At 40.9% G+C, this 24,801-nt stretch carries 20 protein-coding genes and 1 pseudogene; 8 read left to right on the forward strand and 13 right to left on the reverse strand.

Annotated elements, in window-relative coordinates; genetic code table 11:
• Positions 1-63: 63 nt before the first annotated feature.
• Positions 64-3,792, reverse strand: coding sequence for a PAS domain S-box protein (locus tag AACU33_RS12225; RefSeq protein ID WP_339375949.1), 3,729 nt, complete (start codon positions 3,790-3,792; stop codon positions 64-66).
• A 142-nt stretch (positions 3,793-3,934) separates the two neighbouring features.
• On the reverse strand, positions 3,935-5,404 hold the full coding sequence (locus AACU33_RS12230) for an integrase (RefSeq protein WP_096588758.1): 1,470 nt from the start codon (positions 5,402-5,404) through the stop codon (positions 3,935-3,937).
• Between the two features lie 184 nt (positions 5,405-5,588).
• Here AACU33_RS12230 and AACU33_RS12235 point away from each other — a divergent pair, with 184 nt between their 5' ends.
• Complete coding sequence (locus AACU33_RS12235) at positions 5,589-6,227, forward strand: GerMN domain-containing protein (protein WP_096595228.1); 639 nt, start codon at positions 5,589-5,591, stop codon at positions 6,225-6,227.
• A 91-nt stretch (positions 6,228-6,318) separates the two neighbouring features.
• Here the strand turns inward: AACU33_RS12235 and AACU33_RS12240 are convergent, their stop codons facing one another.
• The 4 genes from AACU33_RS12240 to AACU33_RS12255 all read right to left on the reverse strand — a co-directional run bounded on the left by AACU33_RS12240 (position 6,319) and on the right by AACU33_RS12255 (position 11,217).
• Positions 6,319-6,600, reverse strand: a complete 282-nt coding sequence (locus tag AACU33_RS12240) for a CopG family transcriptional regulator (RefSeq protein WP_096588759.1) — start codon at positions 6,598-6,600, stop codon at positions 6,319-6,321.
• A 68-nt stretch (positions 6,601-6,668) separates the two neighbouring features.
• A complete protein-coding gene (locus AACU33_RS12245; RefSeq protein ID WP_096588760.1) occupies positions 6,669-7,268 on the reverse strand; it encodes a nucleotide-binding protein in 600 nt (199 codons plus the stop codon).
• A gap of 230 nt (positions 7,269-7,498) precedes the next feature.
• Positions 7,499-8,770: a sensor histidine kinase gene (locus tag AACU33_RS12250; RefSeq protein ID WP_096588761.1), complete on the reverse strand. Its 1,272-nt coding sequence runs from the start codon at positions 8,768-8,770 to the stop codon at positions 7,499-7,501.
• A 59-nt stretch (positions 8,771-8,829) separates the two neighbouring features.
• Complete coding sequence (locus AACU33_RS12255; RefSeq protein ID WP_096588762.1) at positions 8,830-11,217, reverse strand: MASE1 domain-containing protein; 2,388 nt, start codon at positions 11,215-11,217, stop codon at positions 8,830-8,832.
• Positions 11,218-12,069: 852 nt separating this feature from the next.
• Between AACU33_RS12255 and AACU33_RS12260 the strand changes: the two genes are divergently transcribed.
• Positions 12,070-13,737 (forward strand): MBL fold metallo-hydrolase, encoded by a 1,668-nt coding sequence (locus tag AACU33_RS12260; RefSeq protein ID WP_096588763.1) that lies wholly within the window; start codon positions 12,070-12,072, stop codon positions 13,735-13,737.
• Between the two features lie 153 nt (positions 13,738-13,890).
• Here AACU33_RS12260 and AACU33_RS12265 read toward each other — a convergent pair whose 3' ends face one another.
• The 5 genes and pseudogenes from AACU33_RS12265 to AACU33_RS12285 all read right to left on the reverse strand — a co-directional run bounded on the left by AACU33_RS12265 (position 13,891) and on the right by AACU33_RS12285 (position 17,381).
• On the reverse strand, positions 13,891-14,202 hold the full coding sequence (locus AACU33_RS12265; RefSeq protein ID WP_096588764.1) for a DUF6679 family protein: 312 nt from the start codon (positions 14,200-14,202) through the stop codon (positions 13,891-13,893).
• Positions 14,203-14,767: 565 nt separating this feature from the next.
• Positions 14,768-14,983, reverse strand: a complete 216-nt coding sequence (locus AACU33_RS12270; RefSeq protein ID WP_096588765.1) for a hypothetical protein — start codon at positions 14,981-14,983, stop codon at positions 14,768-14,770.
• Positions 14,984-15,301: 318 nt separating this feature from the next.
• The gene (locus AACU33_RS12275) at positions 15,302-16,090 is read right to left on the reverse strand and encodes a Nif3-like dinuclear metal center hexameric protein (RefSeq protein WP_096588766.1); all 789 of its coding nucleotides are present in this window, start codon (positions 16,088-16,090) and stop codon (positions 15,302-15,304) included.
• Between the two features lie 3 nt (positions 16,091-16,093).
• Positions 16,094-16,930 (reverse strand): annotated as a pseudogene (locus AACU33_RS12280) (Rpn family recombination-promoting nuclease/putative transposase).
• Positions 16,931-16,967: 37 nt separating this feature from the next.
• Positions 16,968-17,381, reverse strand: coding sequence for a secondary thiamine-phosphate synthase enzyme YjbQ (locus AACU33_RS12285; RefSeq protein ID WP_096588768.1), 414 nt, complete (start codon positions 17,379-17,381; stop codon positions 16,968-16,970).
• 210 nt (positions 17,382-17,591) lie between these two features.
• Here AACU33_RS12285 and AACU33_RS12290 point away from each other — a divergent pair, with 210 nt between their 5' ends.
• From AACU33_RS12290 to AACU33_RS12305, 4 genes are all read left to right on the forward strand, one after another.
• Entirely contained in the window at positions 17,592-18,077 is a 486-nt protein-coding gene (locus AACU33_RS12290; protein WP_096588770.1) for a pentapeptide repeat-containing protein, read from the forward strand.
• 91 nt (positions 18,078-18,168) lie between these two features.
• Complete coding sequence (locus AACU33_RS12295) at positions 18,169-18,627, forward strand: pentapeptide repeat-containing protein (RefSeq protein WP_096595229.1); 459 nt, start codon at positions 18,169-18,171, stop codon at positions 18,625-18,627.
• A 186-nt stretch (positions 18,628-18,813) separates the two neighbouring features.
• Positions 18,814-19,767 (forward strand): DUF4351 domain-containing protein, encoded by a 954-nt coding sequence (locus AACU33_RS12300; RefSeq protein WP_096588772.1) that lies wholly within the window; start codon positions 18,814-18,816, stop codon positions 19,765-19,767.
• A gap of 36 nt (positions 19,768-19,803) precedes the next feature.
• Positions 19,804-20,265 carry a pentapeptide repeat-containing protein gene (locus tag AACU33_RS12305; RefSeq protein ID WP_096588774.1) on the forward strand — a complete coding sequence of 154 codons (462 nt, stop codon included), beginning with the start codon at positions 19,804-19,806 and terminating at the stop codon, positions 20,263-20,265.
• 17 nt (positions 20,266-20,282) lie between these two features.
• Here the strand turns inward: AACU33_RS12305 and AACU33_RS12310 are convergent, their stop codons facing one another.
• Positions 20,283-21,380, reverse strand: coding sequence for a glycosyl transferase (locus AACU33_RS12310; RefSeq protein ID WP_096595230.1), 1,098 nt, complete (start codon positions 21,378-21,380; stop codon positions 20,283-20,285).
• Positions 21,381-22,087: 707 nt separating this feature from the next.
• On the opposite strand from AACU33_RS12310, the gene AACU33_RS12315 reads away from it, so the two are divergent.
• Both AACU33_RS12315 and AACU33_RS12320 read left to right on the forward strand, forming a co-directional pair.
• On the forward strand, positions 22,088-22,261 hold the full coding sequence (locus AACU33_RS12315) for a hypothetical protein (RefSeq protein WP_339375950.1): 174 nt from the start codon (positions 22,088-22,090) through the stop codon (positions 22,259-22,261).
• A 97-nt stretch (positions 22,262-22,358) separates the two neighbouring features.
• Entirely contained in the window at positions 22,359-24,329 is a 1,971-nt protein-coding gene (locus AACU33_RS12320; RefSeq protein WP_096588776.1) for an ATP-binding response regulator, read from the forward strand.
• On the opposite strand, the gene AACU33_RS12325 is transcribed toward AACU33_RS12320, so the two are convergent.
• Positions 24,326-24,622, reverse strand: a complete 297-nt coding sequence (locus AACU33_RS12325) for a DUF3288 family protein (RefSeq protein ID WP_096588778.1) — start codon at positions 24,620-24,622, stop codon at positions 24,326-24,328. The two genes, AACU33_RS12320 and AACU33_RS12325, sit on opposite strands and share 4 nt — an antisense overlap.
• Between the last annotated feature and the right edge of the window lie 179 nt (positions 24,623-24,801).

The raw sequence follows: 24,801 nt of genomic DNA on the forward strand, positions 1-24,801 counted from the left end.
ATATTTTATCTCATGTCAGAAGGGTCATTGCGATCGCACTTTTTCACTCCCAATTTTAATTGTTTACTGTGGGACTTTGGGCTGATTAACAGGAATTTCAATCACAAATTCTGCTCCTTGTTCTGGTGCGGAATTACAAGATAACTTACCGCTATGTTTATCTACAACAATTTGGTAACTAATTGATAACCCTAATCCAGTCCCTTTACCTACATCTTTTGTAGTAAAGAAAGGGTCAAATAATTTCGAGCGAATTGCTGGAGGGATTCCCTTACCGTTATCTGAAATTCGGATAGCTACGCGATTCCGATCGATAACTTCTGTACAAATGCGAATTTGAGGATTGATAATTTGCTCACATTTAGTTACTAATGACTCTTCTAAAGCATCAATAGCATTACTTAAAATATTCATAAATACCTGATTTAATTGACCTGGGTAGCAATCAATTAAAGGAAGTTTAGCATATTCTTTAATTACCGAAATCTCTGGGTGATTTTGTTTAGATTTCAAGCGGTTGTGAAGAATCATCAGAGTACTATCAAGACCTTCATGGATGTCTACCTGCTTGAATTCAGCTTCATCTAAACGCGAAAAATTGCGGAGCGATAGGACTATTTCACGAATGCGTTGAGTACCTATCCGCATAGACTCTAGAAGTTTTACTAAGTCTTCTTTGAGAAAATCAAGGTCAATGTCGACAATTTCTGCTTGAATTTCTTCGGGAGGATCGGGGTAGTGTTGTTGATAGAGTTCTACTAATCGTAATAAGTCTTTGGTGTATTGACTGGCAGGAATTAAATTACCGTGAATGAAATTGACTGGATTGTTGATTTCATGAGCAACGCCTGCAACCATATTGCCTATTGAGGACATTTTCTCACTGTGGATGAGTTGGGTTTGGGTACGTTGGAGTTCGCTCAAGGTTGCTTCTAAGTTTTGTGCTTGTTGTTGTAATTTAATTTCCGCTTGTTTGCGCTCTGTAATGTCAGTTGATACACCCAAAATTTGCTTAATTTGTCCTTCATTATTCCGGTTGAATGGTGTCTCCCGAGTGTAGAGCCAGCACCACTCACAATTAGGACGTCTGACTCGAAATTCAAATTCAACAATATCGCCATCTTTGGCTGTAATAAATTTTTCATGGTGATGTCTGACTGTTTCCCAATCATCTGGATGCATAATGGTGGGAATCAGATTTTCTCCCATTTGCTGAATTTCTGTATTAGAGTAACCGATAAGAGTAGCAATTTCTTGATTTGCGTAAACATTGCGTTGTTCTTCTAAATCAAAAATGTAGAGAACATTAGGAGAAGAATCGGCAATGCGTTGAATAAAGTGTTGACTAGCTTGTAGTGCTTCTTCTGCTTGTTTGCGCTCTGTAATATTTAAAGTAGTTCCCACAAGCCGATAAATTCTACTTTCGCTATTTCGCAGAGGATTGATAGTAGTAAACCACCAGGTTTCTTTACCATCGAAACTCAAACATTCTTCATAAGAAATTGCACTACCAGCTTCTATACAGCGTTGATATCGCTGAGTTATTGCTGCACCTTCAATCGCTCCATGCAACTCTTCTGGAGTTTTACCAGTCATCTTTTCATGATTCACACCTACTATTTTTTCTGCTGCTGAGTTACAACCAGCAAAACGAAATGTACCACTTTCTAGCACATCGACAATAAATATTAATTGCGGAACCCCATCATAAATGCTGCGTAAAAACTGTTCTTGTTCTTGTAATCGAGCTTCTGCTTGTTTGCGTTCGCTAATATCACGAGTAATTGTTGCCAAACACAAAGGATCGCCAGTCTCTGAATTTTTAACTATGAACATATTAAAGTCAACTGGGATTGCTTCTTCAGTGGGAAAGTGTCGGAAACGATATTCTCCCTGCCATAAACCACGTTCTATAACAGCAGGTAAAATGTGCCGCCGCATATATTCTCTGTCTTCTGGTAAGATGCAATCAATAATTTTGAAGTCTTCTACTGCTGCTAAATTATCAATTCCAATTAGCTTTAATCCAGCTTCATTAATAAACATGGCTTTTCCTTCTAAGCTGGCAAAACCAATGAAGTCACTACTATTTTCAATCAGAGAAACAAATCTTTGCCGTTCCTGTTCAGTTTGCTTGCGTTCTGTGATGTCAGTTGCTGTTATCACTAACTGAGAAATGCGTGAGGTACTATCTAACAGAGGCGTGACATTTAATAACCACCAAGTTTCCTGGTCATGAATATAGAAAAACTCCTCATAAAATATGCTCTTGCCTGATTTGATACATTCGCGATAGCGTTGGCGATAGTAATGTGCCATATCAGCAGGTAGCGCCTCTGCCATTGTTTTTCCTACAAAGGATTCAAGGGGAATGGAACTATTTCTGAGCATGGCTGGATTGAATTTCACATAACGAAACTCTTCACCATCATCTAAAACATCCAAGACAAAAATGCCATAATCTACACCTTCCCAAATACTTTGTAAAAACTGTGCCTGCTCTTGTAGTTGTTGTTGTATTTTTTGGCGTTGGCGTAGCCCGTCGTAGACATCGCTAATATCAATTAAGCACCCATACCAAGTTGTTTCTCCAGCAGCTTGACGTTCTGGTCGGGAAAATGATTTTACCCATTTTTGCAAACCTACAGGAGTAATTATTCGCCAGTCTTGCTCAAAGTTTTCCAGCGTTTGGGCAGAGTAATTCATTGCTTGGAGTACTTGTGAAGTATCCTCCGGGTCAATTTGGGCAAACAATAAGGAAGCATCTTCTATAATCTGTTCCGGTTCGATTTCTAGAATTTCTCGACATCCTGAAGAAACATAGGGAAAAGACATTTGACCATCTGGTTGAAGGCAAAATTCGTACAGCATTCCCGGTACGTTATCTGCTAGTCGCTGTAATCTTGCTTCAGTAGTTTCTAACTCTTCATTGAGTTGTTTGAGTTCTGCTTCTACTTGCTTGCGGTCAGTAATATCTAATAGTACACCACAGAAGATAATCTCCCCTTGGTCGTTACGTATAGGAGTTGAGTCTCCTTGCCACCAAATAATTTCTCCGTTAGGTTTAATTAACCGTCCTTCGTAGTGCCAAGGAATGGAATTTTCCACTGTCTCTACTACTGAGGCCACATAGTTTTCAATATCTTCTGGATGCACGCGAGCCACAAAGCTATTGAAATCCTGTATCATATCTGCTGCTGTAATTCCCGCCAGTTCCCAGATAAAGTCGCTGATATAATCGACTCTCCAAACACCATTACGGTTGGTGAACTGAAAAATTGCACCTGGTACATTAGCGGTAATATTTCTTAAAAGCTTTTCGCTCTGTTTGCGATTAGCGATCGCTTCCGTACAGATGACGATCCCACCAACTGCACCAAAATCTTCGTACCAAGGATGAATCTCCCACTTCACCCATTCGATTTTCCCGTTTGCACCAGGAAAAGCATCTTCTGCGGATTCCTCAATCGCACCTGCTAAACAACGTTGGTAAATTTCCCGCCAATGTTGGGGAATTTGGGGGAATATTTCATAATGAGAGCGACCAATAATGTCTTCATCGCTCAAGCTATAATCTTCTCGCCACCGCCGACTAGCTGCGAGGTAACGCATTTGACGGTCAAATACAGCGATCGCAGCTGGAGTGTATTCTATAAACGAGCGCATCTGCTGTAGACTAGGTTCAACGCTATCCAAGCAGCGATTAGACTCTACTATCTGACGTAGTTCTATCAGCTCTTGTTGAAGAGATTCGTAAGTATTTTTATCTACAGAGATAAGATTGCAAGCCATAGTATTGTTACTTGCCAGCTAAGGAAATAAAGGCAACTACAGCACTTATTATTCCCAACTCATTTCAGCAAACAACATGATGGCTCAAGAATCTTCTTTGTGTCTTTGTGCCTTTGTGGTTCAATATTTTTTAACACAAAAACTAACTCAGTAATTCGCCCAACTGATGCTGAATCAACAATCCTTTAATTGTTGCATTTTCAGCCTTCAAAGCCTGTACTTCTGCTTCTAATTCACTAATTCTTGCCTTCAAGGCTTCCTTTGTTGTACCCTGTCTGTGAATGACAACTTCGCGATAAATTGCTAAATTTGCATCTTCGTTCATCCATCTTTGATATGTCTTGGTATGCTCTTGCACTGTATGTCCCATATAATCGGCCATCGTTTTAATGGGCACTTGTAGGCGATGTCCGCGGATTGCATAAGCGTGACGTAATTCATAGGGTCTAAACCCCAAATTAGTAACTCTAAATCTGATATAAAGTTTTGCCGTTTTATTACTTAATTTGCCTTCGTTGTAAGGAAATTTTATATTTTTTAAATCAAATAATTCCACCCAATGGGGATGTAATGGCGGAATTCCGCAACTGCGCTCGCCAGTTTTAGTACCCTCTGTCAAACTCGGATTTAGAGTTACTAAATGAAAAGTATTTTGAGTGTTAGTAAAGGCTTCTATATCTATCGCAAATAATTCATGTGGCCTTAAGCCATAAGTTGCTAACATCCCATAAGCCCATTGCCATTGTTCGGGTTGTGTTAGATTCTCTTTACTAGCATAAGCTGATAAAGGCAGCCCAATTTTAGTAAAGCCTTGGATAATTTCTTCATCTGATGGCACTTGGCGAATTGTTGGATATGGTTTAGGAGTTGCATAAGCATCAATTGTTTTTAAGCCATTAATTCCGCAAAACTCGCAAAACTTCTTCAGTTGCCATACTAAGAAAAACCTTCCTGATGTATTCGGTTTAGTTCTTTCTAATGCTTTCTCCAATGCATATGAAGACATAGGTAAATCTTGAGGAAGTTTTTTTAAATGCCTCATGTAATGAGTTTCCCAAGTTCGTATACCTTGACGATTCTTTTGATGAGTTTTCCAAAATTCTCGCTGATAATCTTCAATCCATTCACTAATAAGTTTCGGAGAATTTTCCTGTTCTGGTAAAGCTAGCTTTTGTGCTTGTTTACCTAATAACTCTGGTGTCCACCGAAATTGTTTTGTTATCAACAATAAATCTAATTCTCGTGCTTTTACTACTGCCGTTTTCACACCTAAATCATTCGCAGCAAACCCAAGCGAAATGGTATACTGCTTACTTGGACTACCATTTTTTCCAATATCGCCAGGTTTACAGGGAAAAGTCCCTTGTAAACCAATAGTTTTAACGCTAGTTAGCTTAAGTTTGACCTTCACTCTATCTAAACTTAATGCCGAGTTAGCTTGCCCAATAGCGTGTTTTATCCGAAGATATTCACGCTCTATCTTTACACTTTCATCTGATGGGGAAGATTTGGCTTTCCATTGTTTCCACTTAGATGGCTCCCATTGGTCAATTCCAACACCATCCCATTCAGCATTACGAGGGTCGTAGTTACTAGATTCATTGCTAGACATAAGCTGTTTTTGGCTAGAGAGTGAAGTGTTGCAATGGTAGTGAAGATAAGCAATTACACGCAGAAAGTACAGATGAGCAACTCCGTAGTTGAGGCTGGATAAACTGAATTAAAATTTACAATTTTATACGGAATAGCGCTCGATAACAGTGTATTTAATAGAACAACCCAACAACTTTAAAGCTATGAGTAACATGATAAACATAACTAGAAAGTACCTATTACCATTTTTTGTTGTGGCGATCGCAGCTAGCCTCAGCAGTTGTAGTTCTAGCCCTAGCTCTCGTCAGGATACTATTAGCGAAACGCCAGCGCCTACAGCAGCGCCTACCATAACGCCCACAACAACGCCAACGACATCTGACAGTGGATTATCCCCCTCCCCCAGCAAAAGCCCTAGTATGGCTCATCTGAGGGCGAAATCAGACGATGTTGAGACACCCTCACCTGCTGCAACTACGAAAGCTGCCACTAGCAAAACTACCAATGTCACCCTATACACAAGTGATGTTCAATGTCAACAACTAATTCCCCAAAAAGTTAGCGTACCAGCAGATGAACCCGTACAAGGCGCAGTGAGCAAAATTCTTGAGCAAAGAGATACAGGCGACTTTAACTTATCGAGTTATCGAGTCAGCGTGAAAAATGGCGTTGCTACAGTTGATTTTCGAGTAGCTCCAAACTCAAAACGGCAAATAGCTTCGCTTTCGAGTTGCGAACAATTTGCGCTGTTTGGTAGCCTCCGAAAAACATTGACAAGTAATCCTCAATGGAAAATTAAAGACGTGCGTTTTACCGAACGCGGTGAGGAAATTGTGTTTTAGTCATTTGTCATTAGTTAACAACTCTCTTTAGTGAATGAGCAAATAATTTTTTATTTCTCTGTGTCTCTGCGGTTAAATTTTTTGGTGAATTCTAGCTATTTTCATCCTTACCCTGATTATTAGATAAAAGCCATTGCTCAACCAACTCTGTCATAATGTCGCTCATTTGTCGCTCTTGAGAAGCTGCTACTGCTTTAAGTTTGCGATGCAGATGCTTAGGCAGATAAATGGTTGTGCGAGTATATTCTGGGTTAGTACTTTTGCTGTGGGAAGAAGGTTTATTTTCAGTTGGCTGTATATTGTCTCGTTGTTGACGGCTACGAGCAGCATCAATTAGATCGTCAAAGCGACTAGTTTTCTTCTTATTATTCAAAGTAAAAATTCTCCATATTTTAATTGTAAATAATCAACAGATGAAAGCGCCAGTTCCAGAAAAAATCCTCATTTTGAATTCTCTAATATCTCCTTTCCCACCTCAGCGTAACAACGCCATGCAATTTGCGCGTAAGAATCTTTAACAGCATTGACTGGTACTCCTTCTAAAGCGGCTCTTTGAAATACAGCCAACCGCCGAATTCCAGATTTAAATACAGGTAATCCTGCTTTTAATAAAGCTGCTCTAGCATCTTCTCCTGCTTTATTAGGATTTGGTGGAATCAGAGTCAGCAAAATACGATAATTTGTCTTAAATTGCTTCAGAGCTTCCACCATTTGCATTGTTGCAGCTAATGCGATCGCATCAGGAGTTGTCGGTATTACTAGCAAATCGCATCCCCTAGCAATCGTTTTTAGTTCATCTGGATCTGGTCTAGCTGGCGTATCAATCACAATATTTTCGTAGAGTTTTGCCAGAACTATTCCTTGCTTTTCATCAGCAACTTTGAATGGTAAACAACCTCGATTTGACCAATCCAAAGCACTGCGGTTGAGGTCGCCGTCTACTAGCAGTGTATCAGCTGTGTTTTGAAGATATGTAGCCAGGTGTAGCGCTGTAGTTGATTTGCCAACACCCCCCTTAAACGCCGCCACAGTAATAATCATTTTGAATTTACAAGCAAATAATCCCAAGATTCTACTGCATAACCTAAACATCTGGACATTTTTAAAATGTCTAAACATCTAGATGTTGAAAGTTTTAAATATTCAGATGTTTTGCTAATTAATATTAAGTATGCATACAATTAACTTCTCATTATTTAGTATACTTAATATATTAAGTAAAATATAGAGATAAAAGAATAAAATAAGACTAAGTGTAAAAACTAAACTGTTTAGTTTTGTGCTTCTCCTTTCACAGGCAACACAATCGTAAATTCTGTTCCTCGATCGAGTGTGGAATCAACTTTGATCGCCCCACCATGTTTTTCCACGACAATTTGATGAGCGATCGCTAATCCTAATCCAGTACCTTTACCCAGTTCCTTTGTAGTGAACATACAGTCAAAAATCCGCTGTCTCACCTCGTCTGACATCCCAATGCCATTATCTGCAATCCGAATGATGACAAAATCCGGCTCTAGCATTTCCGTAGAAACCTCGATGAAAAGGGAATTATCTACTCGCTTTCCCTGCTGCCAAGCTTCTTCTAACGCATCAATGGCATTAGCCAGGATATTCATAAACACTTGATTGAGTTGTCCGGGAAAGCATTCAATCTTTGGTAAAGGAGAGTATTGTCTGTTGACTTTAATTTCCGGTCGCTGTCCCAAACTTTTCAGGCGGTGTCGCAAAATTAGTAAAGTACTATCCAGTCCTTGATGTATGTCAACTTCAAGCTTGACAGCTGTATCAGTGCGGGCAAAGTTTCGCAGCGATACAGAAATCTCTTTAATGCGCTCCGTGCTTAACTGCATAGAATTGAGGAGGTTTGGCAAATCTTCGAGAATGAACTCCAGATCTGTTTGCGCGATCGCCTCTTGAATAGCTTCTGGCAGTTGCTCGTAATATTGCTGGCATAATTGTAAGATGTTAGTAATATCAGAAACATACTCTTGAGCCGGGATCGTATTGCTGATGATGCAGCTAATGGGATTATTCATTTCATGGGCAACCCCTGCCATCAGTTGACCAAGCATTGATAGCTTTTCTTGCTGTACCAGTTGCACTTGTGCCTTAGCTAACTCCGCTGTTCGTTCTGCTACGCGTTGTTCTAAGCGATCGCTCAGTTGCTTGAGTTGTAAATGCGATCGCACTCTCGCAATTACTTCTGCTTGTTCAAAAGGCTTGGGAATGTAATCAACAGCCCCTAATGAAAGACCTTTCACCTTGTTTTCCGTATCCGTCAGCGCCGTCATAAAAATAATCGGAATTGCTTGCGTTAAGGGATCGGCTTTGAGTCTCTGACACGTCTCAAACCCATCGATTCCAGGCATTTGTACATCTAAGAGAATCAGCGCAGGTGGTTTATGCTGCACCAATTCGATCGCGCTTTCGCCATCTTCAGCAACTCGAACTGCAAAACCCGCACCTTTTAAAGCTTGTGATAGCACTGACAAATTAGTGGGATTATCATCCACAATCAAAACAAAATCAGAGTCTTTCATTGGTTTAAATTCTAAAGATGGTTTTTTATAGATAAATTCAAAAATTAATAAAGCAAGATTTAGTTAGCCTCATCGATCCATTGACTTAACAGTTCGCGCAGTTTTTTAAGCTGGAAATTTTCGGCAAGCTGAATTACTTGTTGGGCAAAGCTAAAATAAACAGGATCGCTGGCTTTCAAATTGTTCGCTTCATTCACTACACCATCGACATCGCCCTGTTTTGCCAATTCTTGCAAATTAGTTAATACGTTAATCGGAGGTAAACAAATATCATGTGTATTTTGTTGATTTGGCTCAATTTGTGATTTTGCTGTATAAACCCATTCCAAATTGAGGTGAACTTTGAGTAATTCCAACAGAGTTTCAGCTGCCACCGGTTTAGGTAAGAAAGCATTCGCCCCAGCATCTAAACTGTGATGGCGATCGCTTTCAAACACGCTCGCAGAGGAAGCAATAATCGCTACGTCTTTTAATTGAGCAGATTGCTTTACCTGCTGAATTAGGGCAACACCATCCATCACCGGCATGAGTAGATCGGTAATAATTAAATCTGGGGTAATGGCAATAGCTCGCTCAATTCCCTCCTTGCCATCACCAGCTTCCATCACCTCAAATCCAATCGGTTCCAACAAATTGGCAATCACCGAACGATTTTCCCATTTGTCGTCCACTACCAAGATGGTGCGTTTTTGACCTTGATAACCGGCGATCGCTCCCTGCGGTGTTTCCCTAGAAGCCATTGCCCAACCTGTAGCTTCTGGCACATCCACCTCAAACCAGAAAACGCTACCTTTACCCAATTGACTTTGAACTTCTAAAGCGCTACCCATGATGTGGACGATTTGTTGACTAATGGCTAATCCTAATCCGGTTCCTTCCGCCTGTCTCTTGACATCTCCAACTTGTTCAAAGGGCAGAAAAATATTCTGTAATTGCTCTACTGTCATCCCGACTCCCGTATCCTCGACTTGAAAACGAATCTTAAATTTAGTGATTTGTTGTTTTTCTTGACTAATGACATTTACTTTTAAAGTCACACCCCCTCGATCTGTAAACTTGATTGCGTTTCCCAAAAGATTAATTAAAACTTGTCGCAGTCGTTTCTCATCTGCATGAATGCCAATAGGGAGTTGAACGTCGGGTTGATAGTTAAAGGCAATGACTTTTTGTTCAGCTTTGATACGGCAGATTTCCACAACTCCTTGCAAAAATGAAGGTAAATGGAAATCAACCGGACGTAGTTCCATTTTGCGGGCTTCAATTTTAGACAAATCGAGTACATCGTTAATTAGAGTCAACAAATGAGAGCCGCATTGATGGATGATTTCAATTCCTTTATGTCCTTTTTCTGTCAGGGGTTCAGTCCGTTGGAGGATTTGCGTATAGCCAAGGATACCGTTGAGGGGAGTGCGTAACTCGTGGCTCATGTTGGCAAGAAATTCACTCTTAGCTTGATTGGCAACTTCAGCAATATTCTTCGCTTCTTTGAGTTCAGTCGTCCGTTCTTCAACTCGGCGTTCTAGTTCATCGTTGGCTTGTCGGAGTTTTGTTTCTGCCCTTTTGTTTTCATTTGTCATCGCCGACAGCACAAATGTCGTAATAGCGATCGCACAGATAAATGATTGCAGCAGAATTAGCGATTCATTCGCAGAGGCTTGTTTAGCAAACGAACCAAAGCCGCGAACAGTGCCAAAAACTGCGATCGCAGACACAATTAATACTAAAAGAGTAGATTCCCGCGCTTTAAACCGAACTGCCGACCAAATCAGCGGCGGAATCACCATATATTCAATTGGATATCCTCCCGAAAAGGCTACACGAGCGATCGCTATCAAAATGAGTAAGATAATTACAAACTCGGTAATTTGTCGCCGTTCAAAGCCTGTTGAAGATTTTTGGAGCCATGCCAGCAGTAAGGGCGTCACAACCAAAATACCAGTGACGTCTGATGCCAGCCAGGTGCGACACACATCACCAAATGCTACCCAAGGAGCAATTCCACTAATACAAAGGGTCAACGCAGCTAGTACAGAACTGATTAGGGGGGTAGGTATAGTTAAGACAATAAACTTAAAGACATCTTGCGATCGCTCTAAAAAATTGCGGCGTTTGATCCAACGATGAATCAAAAAAGTGCCAATTAGAGGAGTGAAAAGATTAACCGCCGGAATAATACTACTAATTAAAAAATTATGTTTGAAAAACAGAAGATAGCTAACAATAAAATCACTTACAAATAATATCGGCCAAACACGATAACCTACCAAAACCATTGCCGCTAAAAACACACCCAGCGAAGGCCAAAATGCTGAAGCACCATTGACAAAGGTCATAGAAAGACCTATTCGTCCCAGGCAGAGGTGAACAATAGGAATAATTAACGCAGCCAGCAACAAGGGGCGATCGAGTTTAAATAGAGATTGCTGCTTGAACGTAGTCTGCTGCATTTTCCGATCTCCGTGCAGATATTTGAAGGAAAATAACCTCCAAAAAAGGCTATTAACCTTATAGTTCCCAGCTATGGAGGGAAAAGGGACAAAGGAGTGTGGGGAGGAGGGGAAGAAATGCCCCATGCCCATTTTCTCTATATAGGTAAATCAAATATAAACTCGGAATAAAATAGATATTGCAAATAGAACAGAATACCTCAGGTAATTTAGGCAATGGGTAATTATGAGCAAAAAGCCTAAACACCACACTTCGAGCGATCGCGCTTAACCTGCACCGTGAAGCCAAGAATACTATATAGATAGATAGACAGGCGGGCCGAAAAAGTCTACAATCTGAACTTATTGCGGTAAATTTACCTATTGTTCAATCAACATCAGCATAGTAAAGATTTTCTAGCGTTTCCGGCGTGATGCCAAAGCGCCCTATTAATATGATGAAAGTCTTTTAGTAAAGGGCAGCAAACCGATGGATGTAAAGCTGATTTTAGCGGGATTAACAGTCATATTTACCATTTCGTGCTTGTTTTTTGGCACCAAAAACGGATTTTATGACTCAGATAACTATCACGGCAATGGCTCTGCACATTGAAAACGGTCTGAAGGTCGGCTTTTGACCCTCAGAATTTCGGAAAGGAAAATTCCTTTAGTCCCTAGTTTGAGGGGTTCTCTTTACCCAAATTTTCCGAACCTGGGCGGGTTCGGCGGAGGTATCCTCCCCCATCAAAAATCCGCATTTTCAAGGTGAAGGGGCGCTAAATGAAACTTACCCCTAGGTCGCAAAACCAAAATACCCACAGTTTTTGGCTTTTGAGATATTTCCATGACAATGAGGTTTGAGGGGAGGAGAACATGAGAGATAATCTTTCATCGTCCTCTCGTATTGATGCTGATGATGCAGCTAGCGAATTAGAATGTTTGCCTTATGGTGTCCAGCATAATGATGAGGGCGTATGTTTATTAGTACGGATGGGGCCGTACCGAATTTTGCTGGATTGTGGTTTGGGAGATACTTCGTCGTTGGTGAAGGGGCTAAAGCAGTCGGCACACCGCCGAAATTCTCCCTTACCAGCAGATTTAGTTTTGATTAGTCACGCCCACCCCGATCACGCAAGAGGATTGCTGGCACTGCATCAGGCTTTCCCACATTTACCCATATACGCCAGTGAAGTAACTAGTAAGTTACTGTCATTAAACTGGTTAGACAAAGACCCAAAAGAAATTTCCCAATTTTGTCAAGCTTTACCGTTGCGATCGCCTGTGGAATTTCAAGAGGGCTTAGTAGCGGAGTTGTTTCCCGCAGGTCATCTACCAGGGGCTGTTGCGATTCTGCTGACTTACACCACTCCCCGGCGTTCTTATAAGCTACTGTATACAGGAGACTTTTTCTTATCTAACTCGCGGCTGGTAGAAGGCTTGCGTTTAGAAGAATTACGGGGATTAGAGCTAGATGCTTTAATTATTGAAGGCACGTATGGGACATCACGACATACCCACCGCCGCAACCAAGAAAATCAACTAGCAGAACGAATTCATCGCGCGATCGGCGATCGCTGTTCTGTGCTACTCCCTACACCTGCATTAGGGTTAGGGCAAGAACTACTGATGCTTTTACGCAGCCACCACCATTTCACAGGCAGAGATTTAGATATTTGGGTTGATGGTGCTGTCGCTAAGGGCTGCGATGCTTATTTGGAACTACTACCCCACCTCCCTGCATCAGTACAAAACTTTGCCCGCCATCAACCCTTATTTTGGGATGAAAGGGTGCGTCCTCGCGTGCGGCGTTTGCAAGCAGAACATCGTGCCAATATCGGCAAGACCCCCTGTATTGTCCTCACCGACTCTACAGCAGATTTCAGCCAATATTGTCAACCCGAAACCGGCCCTTGGCTGATCCTCCTGCCAGAAAAAATAGATATAAAAGTTAAAAAACAATATCCTGCACCCACGACCATTGAAGGCTATCTTCTCGCCCAACACAGCGATGGCCCTGGTACTACGCAGTTAATTCATAACTTGCGACCCCAGCACGTCATTTTCGTTCATGGTTCCCCTTCCTACTTGGCAGATCTCACAGCTTTAGAAGAGTTGCAAAACCGCTACCACCTGCATTCGCCATCTGCGGGGATGTTAGTAGAACTGCCAATTGGCGATACATTTATCCAGCCAGCTGCCCCAGAAACTAATTATGAAGGCGAACTCACCGAGTTAGGAACCACCATCACAATTACCCTGCCAGAGTCCATTACCACCGATCCCCGCTGGCGATCTTTTGCTGATACAGGTTTAATTGAAGCCCGTTGGCAAGGTGAAGAAATAGTATTACGAGGCTTATCACAAAGAGAACTCCTCAGCCAAAATAGCGATCGCTATACCTGGGCTGACATAGAATGCTGCGGAACCTGCCGATATCAACGAGGTCAGCGCTGCTGGAACCCTAATTCTCCCCTGTACAACTTCAAAGTCACTCTGGAAGGTTACTGTCCCGCCTATGAACGGTTAATTGAAAATGAATAGGGGATGTGAAGAAGCAGAGGAGCAGGGAGCAGGGAGACAAGGAGGATAAGGAAGGGAGAAATAATAACAAATGCCCAATGCCCCATGCCCAAAAAGTTAAGAGTCCAGAGTGGAAACATTGACCCTGGACTCTTAACTCTCGACTATTTTGATTTATTCAGGATTCGAGTCTGTGTAACGGTTGCGGATACGTTCAGCTTCCGGACAGTCTTCGGTCAACAGAGGTTCTACATTACCGCGTGGTACTGAGGCTAACTTTTGGGTGACAGCACCAATGCTTTCGAGCCGAACCATCTCTTCCCAAGAACAAACTTCATCCTCTTCTTCTGTTTCATAGCGCAGGGTCACTAAATCTCCCTCTATATCAATGATGCGGGCGCGTTCTATCCAGCGTTGCTGGTCCCGCAAGAATACACATACCTCCCGCCCATCGCAACACAATTGATAAATCTTGCGGTGTAGCATGTACTGCTTCTGCCTTTTTAAACAACGTAGTTAAACCTTTCAAAATCTGGGCTTTACCCCAGTGCATAATACCCTTAGAAGTCAGTTTTACAGTTACGAGTAACTACGTATTTTAACCCAAACCAAAGACTGCGTGTAGTTGTCAGAATCTCAGGAAATCTTGGGTCATCACCTCATAGCTACTACGTTGGTGAAACTAAAACTCCTTCAGGTTCCTTCAGTGAATGTATTCTTCATAGAAGTCATACAATTCGGGATTTATCCTAACTAGGTTAATCCTTGCTGATGAGTTCTTCCTACCATTATGTAATAATAGATACTCCGAAACAAGCGTTGATTGCGGTTGTTTGAGTTGCCTACTTGTAGTCATTGGCATTGCTGGGAAGTCCGGGAACTCGGCTGTACTTTTACCCCTATGTATTTGATCTTAACTCATTCTTTGGCTGTCCTGAATGGTTTTGGACAATAACACCACAAGAGTTTTGAGTAGAGGGTTTTTTGACTGATGTGACACGTCCCGTTTACGAGCAACTATGCAACGCCAAAGTCAATTATTGTAGGGGTATTAGCAAGATTTGTTCCCTAAGGGAAAATCCATGAGTAGTGTCGAGGATGCTTCTCGTTTAATTTGACCTGCACGAACTGCATCATAAAGCGAGTTAAGTGCTAGCAAATCATCTGATTGATAACACTTCGTCGCTATAACTTGATGGAGTAGACCCTCAGATTCAACACTAAGACATCCAGTTTGGAAAGCAGATTCAACAATTGTGCGAATCATGTTGATTAGGGCTTAGTAAGCAATTTGTTACCTCCAGTATGAAATAAATACTAATTTGACAAATTGATATGAGACAGCGAACACTAGTGATTATAATTACATAATTTTGTGATCTCCATCATAGGAAAAGTTTATACTATCTGACTCTGAAATTGTTGATATCTCAATATATTTAGGAAATATGTCATCCACAATTTTCAAGTACAAAGTAAAAACTAGACAGATAGATTTGATAATTAAATATACACTAATTTTCAGTAAATGCCGCAAAATATTTGCAAAAATCAATTCTATAAAGGAATAATAATATACACGTAATTAAGGCAAAATCTGGCGGAAATCCTCATCGCGATCGCTCAATTGTACCCAATCGAGATTGAAAGACCGTAATTTTTGCACCAAGCGATCGCAAGCGGGTCGTTCGGTAGCGTAATGTCCCGCATCAATCAAAACCAAACCGCGATCGCGGCTTTCTTGGAACTGATGGAACTTACAGTCAGAAGTTAGATAAGCAGTAGCACCAGTTTTCACTACCGCCGAAATATAACTAGCGCCAGAACCGCCTAAAACTGCGACTTTAGAAATTTCTTGGTGTAAATCAGCAGTTGGTGACACAATCAAATTCGGGGGTGATAGGCGGGTGTGGATTACCGCCAATAATTCCTTTAATGTCATCAAAGGCTGTAATATGCCAACCCGACCATATCCTAATCCATTTTGAGTAGGAACAATGGGAGTAACTTCCTTCAATTCTAAAATTTGCGCCAAAACATCAGCAGTTCCATCATTTACTTGGTCGAAATTGGTATGAGCGCTGTAAATACCGATATTTTTGGTAAAAGCTAACCGCACCATTTCTGCGATCGCTTCACCACTGCGGAGAGATTTAGGCGGGTTAAATATTAGGGGATGATGGGCAAAAATTAGGTTAGCATTAGTGGCGATCGCTTCTTGCATCACCGCCAAAGTCGGCGTTAAGCATACCAAAACCCTAGCAGATTCTTGTAAAATTCCTGGCTCAACCTGCCACCCACAATTATCCCAACTTTCACTCCAAGCAGGATTTGCCCATTCTTCAAACCATGTAATTAAGTCAGCAATTTTCATTGGTTAATCTATTTCCTGCTGGTCTAACCAAGTCAATAAATCAGGTATTGATGAAATTCTCAGAATCGCTCTACCTAAATTTTCTAGCTGTTCCTTGTTTAAACCTTGAACTCGCGCAATAATTGACCCATCAATTTCACCAAATCTTTCATCAAGTAAAGACATACAGAACCTAAGTGCTTCTTTTTGTTCTCCCTTTTGTTCTCCCTTCTGCAAAATATCCTGATAAATCACAGATTCTTGCATAATATCCTCCCCTAAAAATTGACGAATTAAATCTTTCTTAAACTTTAAACCAGCTAAAATACCTGTGTAAGCTGCGATATTTTGCCGAGTTTCCCTATCGGAAATTCTAGCAACACTCTGGGCAACCTGGGATAATAACCTTTGGGGTGAATCTGTTTGGGTTAAAGGTGCTAAAGGTAATAATGCCGGATTATCGAGAAATAACGTGGAATCTTGTTCCCACATTCTTATAACTCGATAGCGGTGAGTTGTCATCTCATTTACATATTCTTCAGTAAAAGCGATTTCGTTACTTGTCTCTTGTAAGAAAATAACTATCTGAGTTATGGGAACATCATACTGTCGCACTAACCTCACGAACTAATCCAACATTCGGAAAGAAATAGCCGGAGTAGATTGTATGATTGTTTGAAATTCCAAATGTAAAATCCGATTCTCTATTTTTAAAAAAGTAACAGAGTCGGCTCGAATTGGTTCAAGACTCAACTCTGTTTTTAAAACTTCGATTTTTGATGCTTCTACCTTTAGCAACCAACGTGCGAAATCTGTTGGATATTTTTCAGCTAAAGTTTTACATACATTGTCGAAACTCACAAATTGCACCCAAAATTATGCTAGTAAAATTTAATTCTCAACCAGAGATATGAACAACTAACTCTCGCACATGACTGCGTTGACGATGCTCCCAAACATAAATTCCTTGCCAAGTTCCAAGTACCAAGTGACCGCGATTAATCGGGATATTTTCGGAAGTGTGGGTGAGGGCTGTACGGATATGTGCCGGCATATCATCAGGGCCTTCTGCATCATGAATATACTTGCCTGATTCCGGTACAAGTTTCGCCATAAAATTAGCCAAATCCACCAGCACATCAGGATCGGCATTTTCTTGAATCACTAGACTAGCTGAAGTGTGGCGTAAAAATAGAGTACAAAGACCAGTTTCCACCCCCGACTCGGCAACGATCGCTTCAATTTTTGAGGTGATATTTTGAAAAGACTTGCCAGTAGTGGAAACTCTAAGTAGCTTTTGGTAATGAGTCACGTCGCTTCGCTCCGAATTCAAAATTCAAAATTCAAAACACCCATAAATAAATTGTGTAGCGCCGCGAGTGAAGCTTGGCGGTTTGGGGCTGGAATTCTTTTCGTTTTCGGTCATTTGCAATGAGTTAAAAGTCCACTGAGAGTCAGAATGCGCTTGCTGATTGAGAATATATCACACAACATATAGGTTAATTGATGTAGAAATTGAACTATGGATAAAAAAGAGCTTCTCAGGCGTTATGCAGCCGGAGAACGGAACTTCTCTAGTATTGAAATCAGTGCGGACGACTTGTACGCTATTGACCTTAGTGGTGCCAACTTGAGTGGTACTAGGCTGGAACAATTTGAGATATCTTGTGCCATCTTGATAGGTGTTAATTTGTGGAATACCTATTTGACCGATTCCAGCCTTAATAGTGTTGATTTGAGTCGAGCTAATCTCAGAGGAACTGACTTGCGTGGAGCTAGTCTCAATTGTGCTAACTTGACCGAAGCCGATTTGAGAGAAGCTAGATTTGGAAATACTACGTTCTACAGGGCTAATCTGACTAGAGCTAACTTGGAAGGCGTTGATTTTAGGGATACTAGCTTGCGAGAGGCTAATTTGACTGAAGCTAATATCGAAGGAGCTAACTTTAGCAGAGTTCTGTTCCAGAACACCATTATGCCCGATGGTAGTATTCAAACTAATTCCTAGTGCGATCGCTTATAGGTTGAGTTGAGTGTAAGAGAGTTTGCCATAGGGAAAGTGCAGCAAATTGATTGTTTATGAATACAGGACTGGAGATTTGAACAGAGAGGAACTGGTTAGAAAATATGCTGCTGGGAACAGAGATTTTAGAAAAGTTGATCTGAATGAAGCTGATTTAGGTGGAATCAATTTAAGTGGAGCCGATCTGAGGGGAAGCAGGATGGACGAAATTTGTCTGGAATGCGCTAATTTGAGTGGCGCTAACTTGGCTAATGTCCATATGTCTATGATTATCTTGGAAAAGGCTGATCTGAGTGGTGCCGACCTGAGTGGTGCTAATTTGATGCTAGGCATTCTCTTGAATGCTAATCTCAATGGAGCTAATTTGAGTGGAGCTAATTTAACTGGTACAGACTTGAGAAATGCTAATCTGAAAAATTCCAATTTGACTGGTACTAACTTTGAAGGTGCTACTATCGAAGGCGCTCACTTGAGTGGTGCAATATTTTGTAACACTATTATGCCGGATGGAAGTATTCAGAACGACAGTTGTTGAGGATGTAATATCAACTAAAAATGGACTAACTAAGCTGAAGACATCAATAGTGCAATCGCTCCTAACTCATAACTTGAGCAGACGTGATTTAGAGATGCGATCGCCTAGTATTCTGGATGTGGCAATAATCGACGCTGGAGTATTCTTTACTATATCCGTCGAATAAATGCAAAATTTAAAATCCACATGACTGAGGAATTAGAAAGAGCCGATAATGATTCACCGTGGAAAGAAATATTAGAAGCATACTTTCCCCAAGCCATGCATTTTTTCTTCCCAGAAACAGCCAGATTAATTAACTGGGAACGTCCCCATGAATTTCTTGATAAGGAGTTTCAGCAAATAGCCCGTGATGCCGAACAGGGAAGAAGATATGCAGATAAATTAGTTAAAGTTTGGCAAATTCAAGGAGAAGAAATTTGGCTGTTAATTCATGTAGAAATTCAAGCCAAATCTGAAGAAACCTTTGCAGAAAGAATGTTTTCTTACAACCTGCGAATATTTGATAAATTTGGCAAACCAGCAATTAGCTTGGCGATTTTGTGCGATGCTGACCCAAATTGGCGACCAAATCAATACAATTACAATTATCCCGATACCAGGCTAAATTTTGAATTTGGCACCGTCAAGCTTCTCGATTATCAAAACCGTTGGGCAGAGTTAGAAGCCAGCGATAACCCATTTGCGACGGTTGTCATGGCAAATTTGAAGACGCAACAGACGAATAAAAAACCAGGAGAACGGAAAACTTGGAAATTTAGCTTAATCCGGCGATTATACGAACAAGGACTGCAAGAAAAAGATATTCGTAACCTCTACCGATTTATTGATTGGGTTATGATTTTACCAAAAGCATTGGAAGCAGAGTTTTGGCAAGAATTTAAGCAGTTTGAGCAGGAGCGTACTATGAGCTATGTAACAACTGGCGAACGTATTGGCTACGAACGGGGACAACAGGAACAAGCGCAAAGTTTCGTCCTAAGGTTACTAAAAAGACGGGTGGGAGAGTTACCTGAAGAAGCTCAAGAACGCCTTCAAGCCCTTTCCTTAGCTCAATTAGAAGCACTTGGTGAGGCTTTGTTAGATTTCACAGGAATAGAGAATTTACTTAGCTGGTTGGAAGCAAATCCTGCTGAGTAGGATTTTTGATTGTGGGAATGGTTTTAGAGGCTGAGTATGACTGCTGAGGAATTGTTGCAACGATATGCTGCTGGGGAAAGAGATTTTACAGGAGTTAAACTCTCAAGAGTTCGCTTGCTGGATGTGAATCTTAGCAGGGCTATTTTAAGGGAAGCCGATCTTAGCAACGCTAGCCTGGATTGGACTATTCTCACTTATGCCGACTTGAGCCATGCCAACTTGAGGGGAGCACGTCTCGGCGAAGCAAGTTTGAATGGAGCGAACCTGGAAGGGGCTGATTTGAGTGGAGTTGTTTGCGGTCAAACTGGTTTCTTTGATGCTAATCTCAGCCATGCCAACTTAAGAAGAGCTATTTTGACGGAAACATCTTTCGATGATGCTAACCTGAGCTACGCTGATTTTAGAGGAGCCAGTGATTTTAGGATCTATGCTTGCAAGGGAGCTATCTTCCACGAAACTATCATGCCTGATGGAAGTATCCGAAGTAATAGTAGCTGAACAAAAAGTGCGATCGCTCATCGCTCGTAATTTGAGTTAACTTGAAAATATTCCAGAACATCAGCTGCGATCGCTTCATTGCCATCTTTAGCAATTGGTTGGGATAGCTTTGGTTGCAGGAGAGGTTGATGCAGAAAATCCCAATTACCTTGAAAAAACTCAGATGGGCTGAGAATTTGGTGCTGATTATAATTAGTCAACCCTTCGATTAAAAAAGCTGCTTCTGCAAAGCCTTCACGGGTAACAGTAACAAGCGGTACTTGCAAACGAGTAGCTTCCGCAAAAGTACCGTAACCAGGTTTAGACACAACTCGCCCGCAAATCGGCATAAAGTCTACAGGGCGGTAATTGCGGTCAGTAATTTTCACTAAATTAGGTAAATCTGGGGCAGATTGATCGAATACGATAAATTGCCAATCGGAAAAATGGTGCAGGTTATCATAGGGAAGCTGCTGTAAACCCAAACCGCCGAAAGTCAGCAGAATAGTTTTGTCGAGAGGTGCGGTAATTCCCCAACGCGATCGCAAATCATCAGCAGCGTAGCGGGGCGAACCACCTGTTAAGCCTACATCTATAATATTGGTGAAAGCTGACATCGGTTCGTGGAAAGGAAGACGATATAGGCGATCGCTTTTTGAATAACAATCGCTAATCCAGTCAGCAACTTCCAAAAATTCTCCACCCCAATCTCGATAGATAAGATCCCAGCCGAAATTACTAATTGACCAGCAGGGAATATTGGCGGCTTTGGCAATTAGAGAAGCCAGAAAGGGAATATCTGCCAAAATTAGATGAACGCGGTTTTGCCGAATAAAATTGACTTCCGAAGCAATTAAAGAATGCTGATTTTTCTTAATTTCCAGTAACTTTGCTAAAGTAGCTGCTTTATCCATTGTCAAGCTATCTGCTTGCACTACACCCAAATCATAAGCCCTAGGGCGATGGATAAAATCGCCTTTGATATAGCACTCTAGTAACCAACGTGGTGCAGTAGTCACCATAATTAACAGAACTTCGGGACACAACTTTTGAATAGTTGCGGCGACTGAAGCCATGCGCGAAGCATGACCAAAACCGTGGTTAGTAATGGCTATGTATAAAATAGGGCGTTCCATCATAGATAATAGAGCATAGCAACAGGCCACAATCAATTTACCGGGTCTTGGTAACTTTTGGTGAGGATTTGAGAAAGTTACTTGAGAAGGTAATGCGATCGCTGTGATTTAGTAGTTATGGTTGGTTTAGTACGTTACGGCAAAATCATCTCGTCTACTTTGTTTGAGTCCGTTAAAAAAACTCCAGTTCTCAAAATGGTTTGGTTAGTTTAACGATCGCAAGACAACCTATTTAATATTTCTTTTATAAATAGTTTCTAAAACCTGTGTTTAAAGTAGGTTATCATCAAGGAGAATTCAGGTGTCATATATAAAATATCGGTATTGCTATTCCGCAAGCAAAAATAGCAGAAATATTTTTGCGATTTTAACAAGGCGATCGCAAGCGCCGTTAGACACAAATAACAGCATTACAACTGGTTATTAAGCGTCCATTAATTAATTTTATGGACAAAGGAGTGTCCTCTAAGTAACCTTCACTAGTTGCGTATACCAAGACGCTGTGGCTTTTCTCAGTTTTCATAACAGTAAGATCGGGCTTTGCAGCCACTAATAGCTCAGGACGATACTAAAATTAAAAGGGGTTATAGTAATTGCTGTTTCGGCTAGCGTTTTTGATTGCGATCGCTAATTCTAGTCAAGAAGTTGGTTGTGACGGTTTTCTACCCAAACCTGTTCGGTAAGTAAATATTGAAGAGAACTGAAACATGCGTTTAGGTTGGGAATGGGTCGATCGAGAAAACAAGCGGAAGAATTCACTTCCCACTTCAGACTTAGTACTGCCAACTACCCTGATAGTTATTTCTAGTGAGGCGGTTTCCCGCTTCATAGATTTGGCAGTAATTTACCATATGCAAGCTATTGTCAATCAAAGCTACTAGACTGGAAGATAGAGATTGTATTTGTCAGTGTCTATCAAGTTACCAAAGAATATAAAAAACAAATTTTTCATTTTTTAAACATTTTTTAGAGGTATTAATGAGTGATAATCCTACTAACCAAGGTGTCATCTTAATCGTAGATGATAATCCTACGAATTTAGAATTATTGCTCGATTTTCTCGAAGAATCAGGGTTTAAAGTTTTAGTAGCTGAAGATGGTATAAGTGCAGTCGAGATGGCAGAATATGCCGCACCTGACTTAATTTTGTTAGATGTTTTGATGCCAGAAATTGATGGCTTTGAAACTTGCCGCAGGTTGAAAAATAATCCTGCGACTCACAATATCCCGGTCATTTTCTTAACTGCGCTTGCAGACAAAGTTGATAAAGTTACTGGGTTGAATTTGGGAGCAGTCGATTACATCACTAAACCATTAGCACATGACGAGGTTTTAGCTCGCGTTAAAATTCACCTGCGGATGCAAAATCTCACAAAGAAACTCACCGAGCAAAATGAACGTTTAGAAGCGGAAATATCGGAACGCAAGCAAGCAGAACAGAAAATTCTCGAACAAGCAGCTTTGTTAGATATTACCACAGATGCAATTATTGTCCAAGATTTGCATAATCAAATCCGATTTTGGAATCAAGGATCGGAACATTTGTATGGTTGGAATCAAGAAGAAGCACTCGCTAGAAATGCTAATAAACTGCTTTATAAACCAGAGACATTATATCAACTAGAAGAGATTCAAGAAAGTTTAATGCACTGTGGTCTGTGGCAAGGCGATTTACATCAGATTACGAAAGCAGGCAAAGAAATTATTGTTTCTAGTCGTTGGACGGTGATGCCAGATTTGGAAGGACAACCCAAATCGATATTAATTGTTAATACTGATATTACCGAAAAAAAACAACTCGAATCGCAGTTTCTCCGTGCACAAAGGATGGAGAGTATTGGGACTTTAGCGAGTGGGATTGCGCACGACTTAAATAATGCGCTCACACCCATGTTGATGATAGTTCAACTCTTAGAAATAAAACTTGCAGATGAAAACAGCAAACAATGGCTAGCAATACTAGAAACAAATATTAAACGCGCAGCAGATTTAGTCAAACACGTACTATGTTTTTCCAGAGGATTGGAAGGTAAGTTCAGCACCTTACAGATACAGGATGTAATTTTAGAAGTTGAACAAATTATTAAACAGACATTTTCCAAATCTATTACAATCAATGTTGACATCCCCAAGCAAAGCCTGTGGAGTATTTCAGGTGATGCTAATCAGCTGCATCAAGTGCTATTGAACCTTTGTATTAATGCTCGCGATGCCATGCCAGATGGCGGTATGCTGAATATTGCTGCGAAAAATGTTTGGATTGACAGTGAATGTGTTCGGAGGAATATTGATGCTCAGGTTGGCCCTTATGTAATGCTGACGGTATCCGATACAGGAAAGGGGATTTCCAAAGAAATTATCGATCGCATTTTTGAGCCTTTTTTCACCACAAAAGATGTAGGTCAAGGCACAGGATTAGGACTTTCAACAGTCATAGGAATTGTCAAAAGTCACAATGGTTTTGTGAAAGTCGTCAGCGAAGTTGGCAAAGGAACAGAATTCCAGATATATTTATTAGCTGCTCAAACAAATGAATCAGAAGATGCATTAACAGAATATGATGATTTCCCCACAGGAAATGGAGAATTGATTCTGGTTGTTGATGATGAAGAATCAATTCGGGAAATTACTAAAACTGCGTTAGAAAAAAATGCTTATAAGGTTTTAGTTGCCAAAGATGGTATTGAAGCAGTCGCCTTATATACAAAACATAAAGCAGAGATTAGTGTCGTCTTAATTGATATGATGATGCCATCTATGGATGGGCCAATGGCTATCCGCGTCCTGAAAAAAATCAATCCCGAAGTCAAAATTGTAGTCGTTAGTGGTTTGACTTCAAATCATGAATTAATCGCAAATTTGGATGATAGCATTACCACATTTTTACCAAAACCCTATACATCACAGGAATTATTAAAAAATTTACAGGTTGTGCTGCACGCTGGCTAATTCCAATCCTGTTCTTCTTTTTTGCCGCGACTTTTATAAATTCCCCCCACATCGTGGATTTGGTGAGTTTTCTCAAATAATTGCGCTTCTGTCAAACCCCAACGTTGCAAAACTTTATCTAAGTCTTGTTGAATGTCGCGCGCGCCGGGAAAGCCTTGATAACGAATGCGCAGGCGAGCCAGTTCTGCTAAATTATAGTCTGTCGCCTCTTGAGCTAGTAAAATATCAATAGTAGGGCGATCGCGGTTGTGCAGAGGATGTTGTTGGTCTTTACCTCCGGATGCTTCAGCCATCGTCAGTCCTAAGTTCTAAGTCCTAAGTTTTAAGTGTAGCTGAGAGCTGAGGCATAGAGAAGCCAAAAATCAATACTGAAGAGGTAAGTGTCAAATCCACAACTTCTCATATCCTCAATATTGTACTCAGCAAGTTAGCGACGGCAAACACACCTTAACACTTACGGCTCTCACTACTG

It is taken from the genome of Calothrix sp. NIES-2098 (assembly GCF_963875125.1).
GTDB lineage: Bacteria > Cyanobacteriota > Cyanobacteriia > Cyanobacteriales > Nostocaceae > Aulosira.

Bases quoted from the DNA above. Each gene is read 5' to 3' on its own strand.
- AACU33_RS12225 (WP_339375949.1), bottom strand. From the start codon at position 3,792: ATGGCTTGCAATCTTATCTCTGTAGATAAAAATACTTACGAATCTCTT.
- AACU33_RS12230 (WP_096588758.1), bottom strand. From the start codon at position 5,404: ATGTCTAGCAATGAATCTAGTAACTACGACCCTCGTAATGCTGAATGG.
- AACU33_RS12235 (WP_096595228.1), top strand. From the start codon at position 5,589: ATGAGTAACATGATAAACATAACTAGAAAGTACCTATTACCATTTTTT.
- AACU33_RS12245 (WP_096588760.1), bottom strand. From the start codon at position 7,268: ATGATTATTACTGTGGCGGCGTTTAAGGGGGGTGTTGGCAAATCAACT.
- AACU33_RS12250 (WP_096588761.1), bottom strand. From the start codon at position 8,770: ATGAAAGACTCTGATTTTGTTTTGATTGTGGATGATAATCCCACTAAT.
- AACU33_RS12255 (WP_096588762.1), bottom strand. From the start codon at position 11,217: ATGCAGCAGACTACGTTCAAGCAGCAATCTCTATTTAAACTCGATCGC.
- AACU33_RS12260 (WP_096588763.1), top strand. From the start codon at position 12,070: ATGAGAGATAATCTTTCATCGTCCTCTCGTATTGATGCTGATGATGCA.
- AACU33_RS12265 (WP_096588764.1), bottom strand. From the start codon at position 14,202: ATGCTACACCGCAAGATTTATCAATTGTGTTGCGATGGGCGGGAGGTA.
- AACU33_RS12270 (WP_096588765.1), bottom strand. From the start codon at position 14,983: ATGATTCGCACAATTGTTGAATCTGCTTTCCAAACTGGATGTCTTAGT.
- AACU33_RS12275 (WP_096588766.1), bottom strand. From the start codon at position 16,090: ATGAAAATTGCTGACTTAATTACATGGTTTGAAGAATGGGCAAATCCT.
- AACU33_RS12290 (WP_096588770.1), top strand. From the start codon at position 17,592: ATGGATAAAAAAGAGCTTCTCAGGCGTTATGCAGCCGGAGAACGGAAC.
- AACU33_RS12300 (WP_096588772.1), top strand. From the start codon at position 18,814: ATGACTGAGGAATTAGAAAGAGCCGATAATGATTCACCGTGGAAAGAA.
- AACU33_RS12305 (WP_096588774.1), top strand. From the start codon at position 19,804: ATGACTGCTGAGGAATTGTTGCAACGATATGCTGCTGGGGAAAGAGAT.
- AACU33_RS12310 (WP_096595230.1), bottom strand. From the start codon at position 21,380: ATGGAACGCCCTATTTTATACATAGCCATTACTAACCACGGTTTTGGT.
- AACU33_RS12315 (WP_339375950.1), top strand. From the start codon at position 22,088: ATGCGTTTAGGTTGGGAATGGGTCGATCGAGAAAACAAGCGGAAGAAT.
- AACU33_RS12320 (WP_096588776.1), top strand. From the start codon at position 22,359: ATGAGTGATAATCCTACTAACCAAGGTGTCATCTTAATCGTAGATGAT.
- AACU33_RS12325 (WP_096588778.1), bottom strand. From the start codon at position 24,622: ATGGCTGAAGCATCCGGAGGTAAAGACCAACAACATCCTCTGCACAAC.